Annotated in this window: 15 protein-coding genes; 9 read left to right on the top strand and 6 right to left on the bottom strand. The window is 62.5% G+C overall.

The features are described 5' to 3' along the window. Window positions 1–38: 38 nt before the first annotated feature. The 3 genes from ACVZUB_RS10090 to ACVZUB_RS10080 form a co-directional block, all read right to left on the bottom strand. Window positions 39–1421: an MFS transporter gene (locus ACVZUB_RS10090; protein ID WP_482628324.1), complete on the bottom strand. Its 1383-nt coding sequence runs from the start codon at window positions 1419–1421 to the stop codon at window positions 39–41. A 30-nt stretch (window positions 1422–1451) separates the two neighbouring features. Beyond that, on the bottom strand, window positions 1452–2600 hold the full coding sequence (locus ACVZUB_RS10085; protein WP_387480454.1) for a Gfo/Idh/MocA family protein: 1149 nt from the start codon (window positions 2598–2600) through the stop codon (window positions 1452–1454). Window positions 2601–2706: 106 nt separating this feature from the next. Next, complete coding sequence (locus tag ACVZUB_RS10080; RefSeq protein ID WP_003941006.1) at window positions 2707–3444, bottom strand: GntR family transcriptional regulator; 738 nt, start codon at window positions 3442–3444, stop codon at window positions 2707–2709. Window positions 3445–3643: 199 nt separating this feature from the next. Here ACVZUB_RS10080 and iolC point away from each other — a divergent pair, with 199 nt between their 5' ends. From iolC to ACVZUB_RS10040, 8 genes are read left to right on the top strand one after another with little or no spacing between them, the layout of a single operon-like run. Next, window positions 3644–4648, top strand: a complete 1005-nt coding sequence (gene iolC / locus ACVZUB_RS10075; RefSeq protein WP_030535074.1) for a 5-dehydro-2-deoxygluconokinase — start codon at window positions 3644–3646, stop codon at window positions 4646–4648. Beyond that, window positions 4641–5540: a Cgl0159 family (beta/alpha)8-fold protein gene (locus ACVZUB_RS10070; RefSeq protein WP_070162750.1), complete on the top strand. Its 900-nt coding sequence runs from the start codon at window positions 4641–4643 to the stop codon at window positions 5538–5540. The genes iolC and ACVZUB_RS10070 overlap by 8 nt, the downstream gene beginning before the upstream one ends. A 21-nt stretch (window positions 5541–5561) precedes the next feature. Next, the gene (gene iolB / locus ACVZUB_RS10065) at window positions 5562–6434 is read left to right on the top strand and encodes a 5-deoxy-glucuronate isomerase (RefSeq protein WP_030535075.1); all 873 of its coding nucleotides are present in this window, start codon (window positions 5562–5564) and stop codon (window positions 6432–6434) included. A gap of 14 nt (window positions 6435–6448) precedes the next feature. Next, the gene (iolD, locus tag ACVZUB_RS10060; RefSeq protein WP_030535076.1) at window positions 6449–8404 is read left to right on the top strand and encodes a 3D-(3,5/4)-trihydroxycyclohexane-1,2-dione acylhydrolase (decyclizing); all 1956 of its coding nucleotides are present in this window, start codon (window positions 6449–6451) and stop codon (window positions 8402–8404) included. A gap of 52 nt (window positions 8405–8456) precedes the next feature. Further along, complete coding sequence (locus ACVZUB_RS10055; RefSeq protein WP_007727370.1) at window positions 8457–9362, top strand: sugar phosphate isomerase/epimerase family protein; 906 nt, start codon at window positions 8457–8459, stop codon at window positions 9360–9362. A 26-nt stretch (window positions 9363–9388) separates the two neighbouring features. Then, the gene (locus ACVZUB_RS10050) at window positions 9389–10429 is read left to right on the top strand and encodes a Gfo/Idh/MocA family protein (RefSeq protein WP_042449660.1); all 1041 of its coding nucleotides are present in this window, start codon (window positions 9389–9391) and stop codon (window positions 10427–10429) included. Window positions 10430–10431: 2 nt separating this feature from the next. Continuing rightward, entirely contained in the window at window positions 10432–11316 is an 885-nt protein-coding gene (locus tag ACVZUB_RS10045) for a sugar phosphate isomerase/epimerase family protein (protein WP_482628323.1), read from the top strand. 24 nt (window positions 11317–11340) lie between these two features. Continuing rightward, window positions 11341–12846 (top strand): CoA-acylating methylmalonate-semialdehyde dehydrogenase, encoded by a 1506-nt coding sequence (locus tag ACVZUB_RS10040; RefSeq protein WP_003941032.1) that lies wholly within the window; start codon window positions 11341–11343, stop codon window positions 12844–12846. A gap of 62 nt (window positions 12847–12908) precedes the next feature. On the opposite strand, the gene ACVZUB_RS10035 is transcribed toward ACVZUB_RS10040, so the two are convergent. After that, window positions 12909–13481 carry a dihydrofolate reductase family protein gene (locus ACVZUB_RS10035; protein WP_482628322.1) on the bottom strand — a complete coding sequence of 191 codons (573 nt, stop codon included), beginning with the start codon at window positions 13479–13481 and terminating at the stop codon, window positions 12909–12911. A gap of 198 nt (window positions 13482–13679) precedes the next feature. Between ACVZUB_RS10035 and ACVZUB_RS10030 the strand changes: the two genes are divergently transcribed. After that, entirely contained in the window at window positions 13680–14987 is a 1308-nt protein-coding gene (locus ACVZUB_RS10030; protein ID WP_139799822.1) for a serine hydrolase, read from the top strand. Here ACVZUB_RS10030 and yhjD read toward each other — a convergent pair. Both yhjD and trpS read right to left on the bottom strand, forming a co-directional pair. Continuing rightward, complete coding sequence (gene yhjD, locus ACVZUB_RS10025; RefSeq protein ID WP_007727380.1) at window positions 14984–16018, bottom strand: inner membrane protein YhjD; 1035 nt, start codon at window positions 16016–16018, stop codon at window positions 14984–14986. The genes ACVZUB_RS10030 and yhjD overlap by 4 nt on opposite strands. A 51-nt stretch (window positions 16019–16069) precedes the next feature. Continuing rightward, window positions 16070–17104: a tryptophan--tRNA ligase gene (gene trpS / locus ACVZUB_RS10020; protein ID WP_482628321.1), complete on the bottom strand. Its 1035-nt coding sequence runs from the start codon at window positions 17102–17104 to the stop codon at window positions 16070–16072. Window positions 17105–17109 lie beyond the last annotated feature (5 nt).

Here is a 17109-nt window from a genome sequence, read left to right as displayed (position 1 = left end):
GGTCCCGCGTTATGATGAAGGTGGCGGAAGACGCTTCATCAGCGCACCAACACCACAGCACCCGTATCGCGTGGGAGCCGCCAACTCTCGATCACCGTCGGCACCAGCATGGCCCCGAGAACACCCAGCGTCAGAGAAAACGGCACTCCGCCGCTCAGATCCTCCGACTCCGCCAACGGTGTACAGAGCGTGATCACCAAAGCGGACAGTGCAATACCCAGACCGGACGCCAACTCTTGCAGCGTTGCATGCAGAGTACTGGCATCGGTCAGCTCACCCGAGTCGACGTCGGCGAACGCCAAGCTGTTGTACGCGGTGAACCCGATGGATCGCAACGCGCCACTGACAAACAGTGCGACAGCGATTACGACGTCCGGTGTCGTCGACGAGATCAGTACCAGCGCACCGAAGCACACCACCGACAGAACTCCGTTTCCCACCAGAACTAGTCTGATCCCGAATCTGCGCATGAGCGGAGTGGTGAGCGGTTTGATCGCGATATTCCCCGCGAACAGGGCCATCACCAGCAGACCGGCCTTGAACGCCGACATTTCGAATCCCACTTGGAACAACAACGGCAGCACAAACGGCACGCCCATGATCACGAGCCGGTACAGCGAGCCGCTCGACGCGACGAGCCGAAACGATCGAAGTCGGAGGACGCCGAGCGCGATGAGCGGATGATCCGACCGGACGAGGTGAATGACGGCCAAGCTCAACAAGATCAGAGCCGCAACGATCCCGAGGCCCACTCGTAGCCAGTCGGTTCCGGCACTGTGCACGTTATCGAGCGCCACGACAAGCACTGCGACGCCTGCTCCGATCACCACCAATCCCAGCCAGTCGAGGCTCCGTTTCTGCGCCTCCCGAATGTCGGGCACCATGCGCAATGCCAGCAGAAACCCGACGATCCCGATCGGAACGTTGATCAGAAAGATCCAGCGCCACGAAGCGATCGACACGATGGCTCCACCCACAGCGGGCGCAAGAACCGGCGCTGTGAGCGCCGGCCACGTCAAGTAGGCGATAGCCCGTACGAGTTCCGCCTTCGACGTCACCCGCAATACTGCGAGCCGCCCCACCGGCACCATCATGGCGCCGCCTACCCCTTGTAAAGCACGCATTCCCACCAGCATCGGGAGGGAGGTGCTCAGTGCACATCCCACCGACGCCACCGTGAAAACGGCTATGGCAGAGATGAAGACACGTCGCGTTCCGAATCTGTCGGCCATCCATCCGCTCGCCGGGATCAGGACGGCCAACACCAGGAGGTACGAAGAAACGGCGACATTGACGTCGACGGCATCAACTCCGAAAGATTGGGCGATCGACGGCAGTGCCGTTGCGAGAATCGTCGCGTCCAGCATCTCCATGAACAGCACTGCTGCCACGAGCAGCGCCAGTCCGCGGGGAAATGTCACTGCACCAGAGCCTTTCGGAGGAGCTGTCGATCAACCGAGAGAAATCCAGCTGCCGGAGGTCACCGAGGCGACCATCGCGTCCAGAGCCTGTGCGGACGCGACTGCATCAGCGATGGTCGCGCCCTGCGGCGCTCCGTCCACGATCGAGGCGATGAAATTGCGAGCCTCGATCACTTTCAGGTCGTCGTAGCCCATCGCGTTGGCCGCGCCAGGCTGGAAGCGGCCGAACTCACCGGACTCGGGGCCGACCAGAACCGTCGTGACGGATTGGTCCTGGTACTTCGAGCCGAGGCTGGTGCCCAGTTCACCCATCCGGCGGTAGTCCCAGAACACGGCACCTTTCGTGCCGTGAATCTCGAATCCGTAATTGTTCTGCTCTCCCACGGCGACGCGGCATGCTTCGAGGGTGCACCGGCCACCCGACCCGAGGCGCAGCAGTGCGCTGACGAAGTCTTCGTTCTCGACAGCCCCCATCTCCCCACCGCTGGCGCGCGCATGTCCACTGGTAGCGGCGGACGGACGCGCACGCTCCGGGATGAAGATCGCAGTATCCGCAACGAGAGCGTCGACGTCACCGAGAAGATGACGAATCAGATCGATGCCGTGCGAAGCCAAGTCGCCCAGGACGCCGGCGCCGCCGCGCTCACGCTCGTATCGCCAACTCAAAGCACCTTCAGGGTGGGCCGCATAGTCGCTGAGGAAACGAAAACGCGAGTGCGTGATCGTGCCCAACTCCCCTGAGTCGATCAGGCTCTTTGCCAGGGCCACAGCCGGCGCGTTTCGGTAGTTGAAGCCTACGGTCGACTGCACACCGGCCTTCGAGACTGCTACGGCAACAGCTTTGGCGTCTTCCGTGGACAAGCCGACGGGCTTCTCGATCCAGATGTGTTTGCCGGCCTCTGCCATTGCGACGCCGATTTCACGGTGCAAGAAGTTCGGGGCCGTGATGCTCACCGCGTCGATGGCCGGATCGGCTGCGATATCGCGCCAATCCTGGGTGAAAGCTTCGAAACCGAATTGGTCCGCTGCTTCCTCCCCTCTGCCAGGCACCTCGTCGGCGACGGCGGCCATGCGGATCACGGGAAGCTGCGGATAGTGCTGCCGCAGACGCAGATACGCCTGCGTGTGGACGCGGCCCATCCATCCGAATCCGGCAACTGCTACTGAAATGCCTGTCATGAGGCTCCGTTCGGGTCAAATGATCGAAGGATCGCAGAAATGCTGGGATCACAAATCACCCCCACTGACTCGGTCAGGCGGGTACTCGTGTCACCGGGATCGAGATCTAGCGGTCGACCACGGTGGTGTCGAAGTAGTAACGCGACGCTCGGTAGCAGTGGCTGCCGTACTCGACGGCGCTACCTGAATCGTCAAATGCAGTGCGGCTCATGGTCAAGAGGGCAGCACCCACTTTCTCGTCGAGCAATCCTGCTTCTTCGCGAGTCGCCGCCCGAGCGCCGATTCGCTGCCGCGCGACACGGATGTGAACGCCGCGAGTTCGCAAGGTTTGGTACAGCCCCTGCGTCTCCAACTCCTCGGGATCGGGTGCGATGTCCACCGGAATGTAATTGGTCATCACGGCAAGCGGTTCGCCGTTGGTGCTTCGCAGACGCCTGATGGTGGCCACTTCGGCGTCAGGTTCGAGGTTGAGTTCCGCGGCAACGTCCTCGGCGGGAACTCCCACCGTGAACTCGAGCAGCTTGGTCGTCGGCGCCTGGCCGGCCCTCGCAAGGTCGTCGAACAGGCTGGTGAGCTCGACCGGGCGGTGCACCGGACTTTGCACCACCTGAGTTCCGACTCCCCGCTTACGAACAAGTAGTCCCTTGTCCACCAGTTCCTGGATCGCGCGTCGAGTGGTCGGACGTGAGAGATTGAGCCGTTTGGCCAACGCCAGTTCGTTCTCGAAGCGATCACCTGGGGCAAGTTCGCCACCGAGAATAGCGCCCTCGATTGCCTGTGCCAGCTGAAAATACAGCGGCACCGGGCTCGAGCGGTCCAACTCGACGGCGAGTGCTGCGACCACGGCCAACTCCGATCTGTCTTGGGAAGGCGCCGTATCGACGCTACTTCTCTCGGCAGTGTATGCGAACACTAACATTCACTTGACCGCAAGTCATAATGTCCAGACAAACTATTGACAATCGCTGTGTCGCGGCGCACAGTTTCAGTCATACAACGGTGCCCTGCGTGGGCAACCCACCACGAACTCTCGGGAGTCAGTTTTGACAAGCATCAACACTCACCAGAGCGGGTCACACATCCCTGACGCACCCTTCGACGTGCTCGCCATCGGCCGATCGGGGGTGGACATCTACCCACTTCAGACCGGTGTCGGACTCGAGGACGTCGAGACGTTCGGCAAGTTCCTCGGCGGCAGCGCAGCCAATGTCTCGGTGGCGGCCGCGCGCCTCGGCCGGCGAGCAGCACTGATCTCCGGCGTAGGCAGCGATCCTTTCGGGAAGTTCGTCACACGCGAGTTGGCACGTCTGGGCGTCGACAACAGGTTTGTCGTCACCAATTCCGAGTACCCGACACCGGTGACGTTCTGCGAGATCTTCCCTCCTGACGACTTTCCGCTGTACTTCTACCGCAAGCCGCATGCGCCCGATCTTCGGATCACCCCGGAAGACATCGACCTCGACGCCGTTCGAGCATCGTCCCTCTACTGGTCGACTGTGACAGGGCTGTCCGAAGAACCGAGTCGCAGTGCACACTTCGCTGCCTGGGAAGCCCGCGAACGACGCCCGCTGACGGTCCTCGATCTGGACTACCGCCCGATGTTCTGGTCGACGCCCCAAGAAGCAACCAATCAGGTGCAGCGCGCTCTGGCGCACGTGACAGTAGCCGTCGGAAACCGCGAAGAGTGCGAGATCGCGGTCGGTGAGACCAATCCGAACAAGGCCGCCGACGCGCTTCTCGACCTCGGCGTCGAACTGGCCATCGTGAAGCAGGGCCCGAAGGGCGTACTCGGCAAAACGCGAAAGCAGTCGATCACCGTGCCGCCCAACGCCGTCGACGTGGTCAACGGGCTTGGAGCAGGCGACAGCTTCGGCGGATCACTGTGCCACGGACTGTTGGCCGGGTGGCCGCTGGAGAAGGTACTGCGGTACGCCAACGCGGCCGGCGCGATAGTCGCATCTCGGCTCGAATGCTCCACTGCGATGCCGACCGCCGAAGAAGTCCACGATCTCGCCGAAGCCACAGCCACGGAGGCAGTCAATGTCTGACAAGCTCGCCGCCCGCCCCCTCGCCACCACCTACGCCGAAGTGACGGAACTGCGTGCGAGCGATCCGCAGATCATCGAAAAGGCGTGGGCAGCGCGAACTCCTCGCGCCACTGTTCGAGGCAATGGTCGACTGATGATCGTCGCTGCCGATCACCCGGCCCGTGGGGCACTGTCTGTCGCTGGCAAGCCGACAGCGATGAACAGTCGTACAGATCTGCTCGACAGATTACGCACTGCGCTCGACAATCCCGGAGTCGACGGCGTTCTCGGCACCGCGGACATTCTCGACGATCTGCTCCTCCTCGGCGCCCTCGACGACAAGGTCGTCTTCTCGTCGATGAACCGCGGCGGCCTGGCAGGCGCGAGCTTCGAACTCGACGACCGCATGACGGGATACACCGCGGCGGGCACCGCGAAGTTCGGAATGAACGGCGGAAAGATGCTGCTACGCATCGCACTCGACGACGCGGGCACTCTGCCCACCATGACGGCATGTGCCGAAGCCGTGGACGAACTGGCCGCGGCCGGACTGATCGCGATGCTCGAGCCGTTTCTCTCCAGCCGCGTGAACGGCAAGGTCGTCAACGATCTCAGCCCCGACGCCGTCATCAAATCCATCCACATCTCCCAAGGTCTCGGCTCCACCTCGGCGTACACGTGGATGAAACTGCCGGTCGTCGACGAGATGGAACGCGTCATGGATGCGACCACCCTCCCGACGCTCCTGTTGGGCGGCGATCCGCAGATCGCGCCGGAAGAAACGTACGCAAAGTGGGACGCTGCACTTCAGCTGCCGTCCGTGCGCGGACTGATCGTCGGACGCGCGCTGCTCTACCCACCCGACGGCGACGTCACCGCGGCCGTCGACACCGCAGTCAAGCTCGTCCACTAGAAGCGACCTGGCAGGAGCAAGATGTTCAGCAAGTACTACGTCCCCGCCGGATCGTCCGCCGACGGTGATTTCACGACAGTGGTCACGCCGGAGTCCGCCGGGTGGACCGAATCCAGCTTGTGGACACTCGAACTCGCCCCTGGCGCTGACGTCCACCTGCAGTCCGGCGATAACGAGATCATCGTCGTTCCACTGGCGGGTTCGGCCGTGGTTGTTGCCGAGGGGACGGAGATTCCCCTCACTGGCCGCGCATCGGTTTTCGACGGCCCGAGCGATTTCGCGTACGTAGGACGCGACGCCGACTACTCGGTCAGCAGCGCTGACGGGGGCCGCTTCGCTCTGTGCGGAGCACGCGCCGGCGCAAAGCTCCCCCATCGATACGGTCCCGCATCAGGAGTTGCGGTCGAGCTCCGCGGTGCCGGGAACTGCAGCCGACAGGTTCACAACTTCGCCACCGCAGACACCTTCGAGGCCGACTCCATCATCGCGTGTGAGGTCATCACCCCCGGCGGGAACTGGTCGTCGTATCCCAGCCACAAGCACGACGAGAACAGCGACGTCGAATCGGCCCTGGAAGAGATCTACTACTTCGAGATCGACAGAAGCCCCACCGGGACCGAAGGTTTCGGCTACCACCGCGTGTACGGAACCGCCGAGAGACCTATCGAAGTGCTCGAGGAAGTCCGCTCGGGCGACGTCGTTCTCGTGCCGCACGGCTATCACGGCCCGTCCATCGCAGCGCCGGGCCACCACATGTACTACCTCAATGTCATGGCAGGTTCGGGCGAGATCCGGGCGTGGAACATCTGTGACGATCCGCAACACACCTGGCTACGTGGAAGCTGGGATCACCAGGACATCGACCCTCGACTGCCGTTGCAGTCCCACAACTGACGGAAGTGAAAGCTGTGGCACCCACCAACAACGCAACCGGCAATCGTCCACCTCGCGACGAGCCGACCGTATACCTCACCGTTTCTCAAGCTGTCGTCCGCTTCCTCGCCAACCAGTACACCGAACGCGACGGCCAGCGCACCAAGCTGTTCGCCGGCTGCTTCGGAATCTTCGGGCACGGCAACGTCGCCGGACTGGGGCAGGCACTCTTGCAGGCCGAGATCCAGGATCTCGACGCCGGCCGTGAGCCGACACTCCCCTACGTGCTCGGCCGCAATGAACAGGCGATGGTGCACTCGGCTGTCGCGCACGCCCGCATGAAGGACCGCCTGCAGACGTGGGCGGTCTCGTCCAGCGTCGGCCCCGGTGCCACCAATATGATCACCGGCGCGGCACTGGCCACCATCAATCGTCTACCTGTATTACTCCTTCCCGCAGACACTTTCGCGACCCGCGCCAGCGCCCCCGTCTTACAGGAACTCGAACTCCCGTCGAGCGGCGACGTCACAGTCAACGACGCTTTCAAACCCGTCTCACGATACTTCGATCGGGTATGGCGCCCGGAGCAGTTGCCGAGCGCTCTGCTCGCCGGGATGCGCGTTCTCACTGATCCCGTCGAGACCGGCGCGGTCACCATCGCCATCCCGCAGGACGTGCAGGCCGAGGCTTTCGACTGGCCCGAGTCCTTCTTCGCCGAACGGGTGTGGCACGTGGCCCGCCCGCTCCCCGAACGATCGGTGATCGAACGCGCCGCCGCGATCATCCGCTCGGCTCGCAAGCCACTGATCGTCGCCGGCGGCGGCGTGATCTACAGCCAGGCCACCGACTCTCTGGCAGCGTTCTGCGCGCAGACCGGAATCCCCGTGGGGCAGAGCCAGGCCGGCAAGGGTTCATTGGTCTACGACCATCCACAATCCGTCGGGGCGGTGGGGTCCACCGGCACTACGGCTGCAAACGCACTGGCCACCGAGGCTGACGTCGTCATCGGAATCGGTACGCGGTACAGCGATTTCACGAGCGCGTCCCGCACCGCGTTCACCAATCCCGACGTTCGCTTCGTCAACATCAACGTCGCATCACTGGACTCCGTGAAGCAGGGCGGAGTCAGCGTTGTCGCCGACGCCCGTGAGGCACTCGACGCGCTGGCACTTGCACTGAACGACTACCGGGTGGACGACGAATATGCGTCCAGGATCGGTGACCTCGCTCGCGATTGGGATGCGATCGTCGAATCCGTCTACAACCCAGCCGAACCCGCTGCCGACGGGTCACTGAATCAGAATCAGGTGATCGGCCTGGTCAACACACTGTCCGATCCACGTGACGTCGTGGTGTGCGCTGCCGGGTCCATGCCAGGTGACCTCCACAAGCTGTGGCGAACCCGTGATTCCAAGGGGTATCACGTCGAATACGGGTACTCGTGCATGGGATACGAAGTTGCCGGCGGTCTAGGCGTCCGCATGGCGTGCCCCGATCGCGACGTGTTCGTGATGGTCGGAGACGGTTCCTATCTGATGATGGCCACCGAATTGGTCACCGCCGTACAGGAACGCCTCAAGGTCATCGTCGTCCTGGTGCAGAATCACGGATTTGCCTCCATCGGTTCACTGTCCGAGTCGCTGGGTTCCCAGCGCTTCGGCACGCAGTACCGCTACCGCTCGAATGACGGACGTCTCGACGGAGGGGTTCTCCCGGTCGATCTGGCCGCGAACGCTGCCAGCCTCGGTGTCGACGTCATCCGCGCCAACACCGCTGCCGAGTTCGCCGACGCGATCAAGGTTGCCAAAGCAAGCGACACCAGCACCGTCATCCACGTCGAAACCGATCCGCTGATCGGCGCCCCGGACAGCGAATCCTGGTGGGATGTACCGGTATCGGCCACCTCCGAACTGGAGTCCACCAAGAAGGCACGGACAACTTACGAGTCCTGGAAGAAGATCCAGCGACCGTACCTCCGTCCATCCGAATGAAAATTCCGCACAACCACACCCCATAAAGCTTGCCCGCGAAAGGAATCTAGACATGAGCGCGATTCGCGTCGGATCAGCCCCCGACTCCTGGGGCGTGTGGTTTCCGGACGATCCACAGCAGACCCCTTACACACGATTCCTCGACGAGGTATCCGCGTCGGGATACGAATGGATCGAACTCGGCCCGTTCGGATACCTTCCGACCGATCCAGCCAAGTTGACGGACGAACTCGGCGCCCGCGGCCTGAAGCTTTCGGCCGGTACCGTTTTCGAACACCTGCACCAGGACGATTCCTGGGATGCCGTCTGGAATCAGATCAAGGACGTCGCCAAGTTGACCGCAGCCGTCGGCGGCAAGCACGTGGTGGTCATCCCTGAGATGTGGCGCGACCCTTCCACCGGAGCGGTACTCGAAGACCGCAATCTGACGCCCGAGCAGTGGCGTAAGAAAACCGACGGCATGAACGCTCTCGGGAAGGCAATGCTCGAGGAATACGGCGTCATGGCGCAGTACCATCCTCATGCCGACAGCCATGTCGACATCGAGGACAACGTCTACAAGTTCCTCGAAGGTACAGACGAGCGTTTCGTGAACCTGTGCCTCGATACCGGCCACATCAGCTACTGCGGCGGTGACAACCTCGCCATCATCAACAAGCATCCGGAGCGCATCGGGTACCTGCACCTCAAGCAGGTGGATCCGGCGATCGTCGCCAAGGTGGAGGCGGAGGACCTGCCGTTCGGCGAAGCCGTCAAACTCGGCGCGATGATCGAACCACCGCGCGGAATACCGGACATGCCGCCGCTTCTGGAGGCCATCGAGAAGCTCGGCATCGACGTGTTCGCGATCGTCGAGCAGGACATGTATCCCTGCCATCCCGACACACCGCTGCCCATCGCAGCGCGCACTCAGAAATACCTGTCCACCTGTGGCGTCCCCGCCGTCCGTTTCAACTGAGCAACACAATCGAGGAGTACCACCGCATGTCTGACAACCAGGATCTCCGGATCGCAGTGCTCGGCGTCGGCATCATGGGGGCCGATCACGTCGACCGCATCACCAACAAAATCGGCGGTGCCCGCGTCACCGTCGTCAACGACTACTCTCTCGCCCGCGCCGAGGAAATCGCAGCACTGACGCCAGGGGCGCGCGTCGTCGTCGATCCGTTCGATGCCATCGCAGCCGAGGACGTCGACGCCGTTGTTCTCGCAACCCCGGGCCCGACCCATGAGAAGCAGGTTCTTGCCTGCCTCGAAGCGGGCAAGCCTGTTCTCTGCGAAAAGCCGCTGACCACCGACGCGGACAGTTCGCTCACGATCGTCAAAGCCGAAGCAGCGCTGGGAAAAAGACTGATCCAGGTTGGTTTCATGCGCCGGTTCGACCACGAATACACCCAGCTCAAGGATTTGATCGACAGCGGCGATCTCGGTCGCCCTCTCGTTGTGCACTGCGCGCACCGCAATCCTGCGGTTCCGAACGGCTTCGACAGCGCGATGATCGTCAAGGACTCACTCGTCCACGAGGTCGACGTGACACGATTCCTGCTCGACGAAGAGATCACCTCGGTGCAGATCATCCGACCGGCCGCGAATTCGTTTGCTCCCGAGGGCATTCAAGACCCACAGATCGCGATATTCGAGACCGAGTCCGGTAGACACGTCGACGCCGAGGTGTTTGTCACCACCGGAGTTGCCTACGAGGTGCGCACCGAAGTTGTCGGCGAACTCGGAAGCGCGATGATCGGACTCGACGTGGGACTGATCCGAAAGACCAAGCCCGGCAACTGGGGTGGGCAGATCACCCCAGGATTCCGCGAACGCTTCGGGCAGGCCTACGACACCGAGTTCGCCCGGTGGATCAAGGCAGTGAAGACGGGCGCCGGCACCGGCAACTACATCGACGGACCAGGTGCTTGGGACGGGTACGCCGCGGCCGCTGTCTGCGCCGCCGGTGTGAAGTCTCTGGAGACGGGTCAGCGCGTCGTCGTGGACATGGTTGCGCGCGACTCTGTGGCCGGAGCTTAGCGATGAAGGTCGCACTCGACCCCACACCTTTCCATCACGATTACTCACTACTCGAGCTACCTCAGGTTGTTGCCGATCTCGGGTACGAGTACCTGCAGCTCACACCGCACGTCGACATGATCCCGTTCTTCAATCACCCGAAAGCCGACGACGCGCTCGTCACCGAGTTCCGGAAGGCCTGCGCGAGTGCGGGAGTCGGCATCGCGTCGGTGCTCCCGGTCCTTCGGTGGTCCGGCCCGGACGAGGACGCTCGCGAAGCAGCCGTGCGCTACTGGAAGCGGGCCATCCAGATCACGGTCGATCTCGGTGTCAACGTCATGAACACCGAATTCTCCGGCCGCCCCGAAAAGGCCGAAGAGTCCGAGCGTGCGTTCTATCGTTCGATGGAGGAACTGGTTCCGATCATCGAACGCGAGGGAATCGACGTCCTGATCGACCCCCACCCGGACGATTTTGTCGAAGACGGACTAGCCGCGATCCGCACGATCCGTGGTGTGAACTCCAAGAACCTCGGCATGGTGATCGTGGCGTGCCACCAATTCCACATGGGTGGGGACCTTCCCGCCATCATGGAGGCCGCCGGCGACATGGTCCGACTCGTTCACGTGGCGGACACCATGGATCATCACCGTTCCCACGGACTGCGCTACATCACCAACCCGCCAGCCAATGCCGTTCGAGTGCATCAGCATCTCAAAATCGGTGACAGAGACGTCAACTGGGACGAATTCTTCGGCGGTCTCGGCAAACTCGGCTTCTACGAACGTGAGAACGCCGTGATGGTGTCGAGCGTCTTCGCCGAGAACGAAAACGCGCACGAGGTTTCCCGGTACCAGCGCGAGACGATGAACGACTACGTCGCCAAGTACACCTCCCCGAACTCCTGAGTCACCAGACCACTAGGAAATACCATGACCAGCACTGATACTCGTGTCATCGCGCACTGGCTGGACGGCAAGCCGTTCGCCGGAACGTCCGAGGACACCGCCACCGTCACCAACCCCGCCACCGGACAGATCACCGGCCGACTGGCCCTGGCGAACCTCGAGGACGCCCGCGCTGTCATCGACGCGGCTGCGGCGGCCTTCCCCGCCTGGCGTGACACCTCACTGGCCCGGCGCACACAGGTACTGTTCAGCTTCCGCGAACTCCTCAACGCTCGCAAAGGTGAACTCGCCGAGATCATCACAGCCGAGCACGGCAAGGTTCTCTCCGACGCCCTCGGCGAAATCAGCCGCGGGCAGGAAGTTGTCGAATTCGCTTGCGGAATACCGCATCTCCTCAAGGGCGGATACACCGAGAATGCATCGACCAAGGTCGACGTCTACTCCATCCGCCAACCCCTCGGCCCCGTCGGCATCATCTCGCCCTTCAACTTTCCCGCGATGGTCCCCATGTGGTTCTTCCCGGTCGCCATTGCCGCCGGGAACACCGTGATTCTCAAGCCCTCGGAGAAGGACCCCACCGCGGCGATCTGGCTCGCCGAACTCTGGGCCGAAGCCGGTCTGCCCCCCGGCGTCTTCAACGTCCTCCAAGGTGACAAGCTCGCCGTCGACGAACTTCTGGAAAACAAAGCAGTCAAAGCGATTTCGTTTGTCGGATCCACCCCCATCGCCCAGTACGTCTATGCCACCGGCACCGCCAACGGCAAACGCGTGCAAGCACTCGGCGGCGCCAAGAACCACGCCATCGTTCTGCCGGACGCCGACCTCGACCTCGCCGCCGACGCAATGGTCAACGCAGGATTCGGCTCCGCGGGTGAACGATGCATGGCGATCTCCGCTCTGGTCGCAGTCGGCGACATCGCCGACGAACTTGTCGCCAAGATCGTCGAACGCACCACTCCCCTCGTCACCGGTGACGGCACAAAGAACTCCGACATGGGTCCGCTCGTCACCAAGGCCCACCGCGACAAGGTCGCCTCATACGTCGATGCAGGCGAGAAGGACGGCGCCACCATCGTGGTCGACGGACGCACAGTCCAGGCCGATGGTGGACCGGACGGCTTCTGGCTTGGGCCCACCCTCATCGACCACGTCACCACCGACATGTCGATCTACACCGACGAAATCTTCGGGCCTGTTCTCTCCGTCGTGCGCGTCGATACCTACGACCAAGCCCTCGAACTGATCAACAACAACCCGTACGGAAACGGCACCGCCATCTTCACCAACGACGGCGGCGCTGCCCGACGCTTCCAGAACGAGGTGGAGGTCGGCATGATCGGCATCAACGTCCCCATCCCGGTTCCCATGGCCTACTACAGCTTCGGCGGCTGGAAGAACAGCCTCTTCGGTGACACCCACGCTCACGGGACAGAAGGTGTTCATTTCTTCACGCGAGGTAAAGCCGTCACCAGTCGCTGGCTCGACCCCAGCCACGGCGGCATCAACCTCGGCTTTCCCGAAAACAGTTAGCCGGCAAGACATCTGTGGCCGAGACTCTCGAAGAGGCTCGGCCACAGATGTTTTCGAGAGGTCTACGTGACCGTGGGGTGGTACGTCAGTACCTGAACTCCGGATTCGTACCGACGATCGTCCTTCAACGCGAGGACGATCTTGTCGGCCGATTCGGGGAACACTCTCCCGCCGGACCCGAGAATGACCGGGAAGACCATCAGACGAAGCTCGTCGACCAGACCGGCCAGCAACAACGCGTGGACGAGCGTCCGACTTCCCGCGACCAGGATCTCGCCGTCGATCTGCTCCTTGAGCTTCGGGACAGATTCCTCGATGGGACCGTCGAGCGCCGTCGAGTTGTTCCATTCGAGCGGTTCGGTCGAACTCGTGACGACGTACTTGGGCATCTCGTTCATCTTGTCCGCAAAGCCTTGGTCGTCCTCGCGCTCGGGCCAGGCACCGGCGAAGCTCTCGTAGGTCCGCCGCCCGAGCAGAAGGACGTCCGCGGCGAGGGTTTCGTCGAGTTTGAACTTCATCTGATCGCCCTCCTGGTACGGAAAGACCCATCCAGTGTGCGCATAACCCGGTTCGCCACCGGGAGCTTCCATCACCATGTCCAAAGACACGAATTCTGTCACCACGATCTTGCCCATACCGATCCCCTGTCGTCAGTGCGTGTGCGCCATTCGAGTAGCCGACTACCCCACTGTTACAGACTCTGCGTGGTGGTGGAACTCATCGGCGGCGATCGTCCACTATGACCGATGTACAAACCGAATCGCCTGTTTTCGATCCCTCTGCTTGCGTGGCGATTCGGACGTTCCCTCACGTTCGCATACCCTCGTATATCGATGATGTGGCGTCGAAAGTGTGCAGTGGCAGTAGCCGGAACAGTGCTCTCAGGGAGCATTGCGTTTACCGGTGTCGTAGGGACCTCGGGAGTGGCCGGCGCCCAACCGGCCCCGCCGCCCACCACCACCGAAGCGCCGTTCACAACACCCAACACCGACAGCTGCCCTTTCACGAGTAGCCCGGCACCGGCGATCGATCTCTCCGAAGCACCCGCGCCCGGATCTACGGCCCCGACTGCTGTCCCGATTCCGGAAAGCCCTGTCGGTGGAGACAAGCTCGGCGAGTGCGGTGTTGTACTCCCTGACGGCGCTCCCCCGCTCCCGGCGGATATCGCGGCATCCGGATGGGTACTCGCGGACGCCGAAACCGGTGAGGTCCTCGCCGCGAAAGATCCGCACGGTCGCTACCGACCGGCCAGCACCATCAAGATGCTCTTGGCTCTTGTCGCGCTCGACGAACTCGATCTCGACACCGAAATCACCGCAACGGCCGAAGACGCGGACGCTGAAGGTAGCGCTGTCGGCATCGGCAAGGGCGGCAAGTACACCAACCGGCAACTGATGCAGGGCCTGGTCATGGCATCGGGAAATGATGCCGCGCACGCTCTTGCCCGCCAACTCGGCGGTGACGCTGCAGCCGTGTCGAAAATGAACGCGCTCGCGGCCGAACTCGGCGCCCTCGACACCCGCACGGCAACTCCATCCGGACTCGACGGCCCGGGGATGAGCAGCTCGCCGTACGACCTGGCCGTGATTTTCCATACCGCCCTGCAGAATCCGACGTTTGCCGGTCTGATCCATACCGAGACCGTCGAATTTCCCGGCTTCCCCAAAGATCCGACGATTCCCGACGATCAGGACCGCCCCGGATTCACTCTCGCCAACGACAATCAACTGCTCTACAACTACGACGGCGCATTGGGCGGCAAGACCGGCTTCACCGACGACGCCCGCCACACGTATGTGGGTGGCGCGGAGCGTAACGGCCGGAAACTACTGGTGACATTGATGGGCGGCGAAGCCAAGCCGATCCGTCCGTGGGAACAAGCTGCCCGTCTACTCGACTACGGATATGCACTCCCCGCGAGCACAACCGTCGGCTCGTTGACGGACCGATCCACCGACGATGCCTCGCCCGATGTCACTCGCACACCGTCTGCCGCTGCACCAGGCTCGATCTCGGCTGCACCCACCGCTACCGACGCCGAATCCGACACCACTGACCGCATACTCATCGGTGCTGTCGGTGGAGTAGTGGTGATCGCGCTGGTGGCGGGAGCCGTTGCCCTCAACCGTCGGAGGCGCTAGCGCGGCCGACGACGCATGAAGCCCGAAAGACCCAGGCCGGCAACCGCACCCGTGGCGATCAGCGCAGCCACGCGAGACGGTGAAGCACCGTCACTGACAACGATTCGCGGCGAGATCACTGCGGGATCCGGCGGCGGAACGAACGCCAGGGCCATACTTTCCTTGGTCGTCGCCGCCCACGCCGTGCAGAACAGCAGCATCCGTGACGCCGTGAACACGAACACGAGCAAACCGATGATCGGACCGAATGCCACGCCCGCTGGTCCGTTGGTGACGGCAGCGAGGTAGATCGCACCCACCTGCTTGAAGATCTCGAACACAATCGCGGCGATAACCGCTGCCTGCGCAGCGCTACGCAGCGTGACAGGCTCGCGCGGCAGCCGGGCGATCACCCACAGGAACACCGCCCACGTCGCCAGGAGTGAGAGCAACAGTGAAACAACTCTGAGCCCCACGCCGACACCGGTGATGTTCTCGAGGTTGAGCCATTTCACGATCTGAGTCGCAACCGGCCCACTGCTCAGCGCCGACATTCCCAGTGAGACGACCATGGCGAGAGCCAGACCGACGAGGGCCCCTGCGTCACCAAGTTTGGTACGTACGAACCCCTTGGGCTCGCGCTTGCTCTCCCACATCGCCGTCAGCGCGTCGCGAACATTTGCCATCCAACCGAGACCCGCGTACGCAGCACCCAGGAGGCCGAAGATTCCGACGCTCGCGCGCGAGTCGATGGCCGAATCGATCAGCGTGTTGATGGTGTCACCCAAGCTGCCCGGAATGCTCTTGGTGATCTGCTCCTGAATCGACTCCAGGTACTCGGGATGCCCGGCCAATACGAAACCGGCCACTGCAAACGCGACCATCATGATCGGAATCAACGCGAGAACGCTGAAGTACGTGATACCAGCAGCGTAATAGTCGCCTTTTTGCTCTTGAAACCGTCCGGCCGCGCGAACCAGATGATCGAGCCAGGGTCGCGCTGCCCGTTGCTTCTCGAGAAAGCTCGGTGCGTCGTCGTCCGTGTCAGCCATTGCCGTCCCCCTCATGTTCGGTCAGGCGTCGTGAGTCCGAATTCGCGTATGTCAGCCCTTTGGTGCCAGGAATCCGACCTTGTCATAGACGGCGGCGAGAGTGCGTGAAGACACCTCACGGGCGCGGTGCGCTCCGGCCGCGATGATGCGATCCAGCTCTGCCTCGTCGGCAAGGTAACCGTCGACCTTCGTCTTGAGTGGGGTGACGAACTCGGTCAGCACGTCAGCGGTATCGGTCTTGAGGTCGCCGTACCCCTTGCCCTCGTAACCGGCCACCAGAGTCTCGATCGGTACTCCCGAGAGAGCCGACTGAATGGTGAGCAGGTTGCTGACGCCCGGCTTGGCCTGCGGGTCGAAACGAATCTCGCGCTCGTTGTCGGTGACGGCCGACTTGATCTTTTTTGCCGACACCTTCGGATCGTCGAGCAGATTGATCAGTCCGGCCGCACTGGCGGCGGACTTGCTCATCTTGGCGGTCGGATCCTGCAGGTCGTAGATCTTTGCCGTGCCCTTGATGATCTGCGGCTCGGGAACGACGAACGCCTTGCCGTAGCGGGTGTTGAACCGGCCGGCCAGATCGCGTGCGAGTTCGAGGTGCTGACGCTGATCCTCACCCACGGGGACGCGCTGCGGGCGGTACAGAAGGATGTCCGCGGCCATCAGAACCGGATACGTGAACAAACCGACACTGGCGTTGTCGCTGCCTTGCTTGGCGGACTTGTCCTTGAACTGCGTCATACGGCTGGCTTCACCGAAACCGGTGATGCAGTTCAGGACCCACGCCAACTGTGCGTGCTCGGGAACCTGACTCTGTACGAACAGCGTCGCCCGATCCGGATCGATCCCCACCGCAAGGAGCTGAGCCACCGCAACCTTGGTGCGACGACGCAATTCCTTCGGGTCCTGCGTCACCGTGATGGCGTGAAGATCCGGAATGAAGTAGAAAGCGTCGAAATCGTCCTGCAACGGAACCCACTGCTGCAGCGCACCCAGGTAGTTGCCGAGGTGGAAAGAATCCGACGTCGGCTGGATTCCGGAAAGCACGCGAGGCTTTGCGGTGGGCTTCTGTTCTGCAGGGGTCGACATGGTTC

Source organism: Rhodococcus sp. OS5, assembly GCF_056837585.1.
Note: the sequence above shows the minus strand (reverse complement) of the source record. Positions and strands in the feature narration are given on the sequence as shown.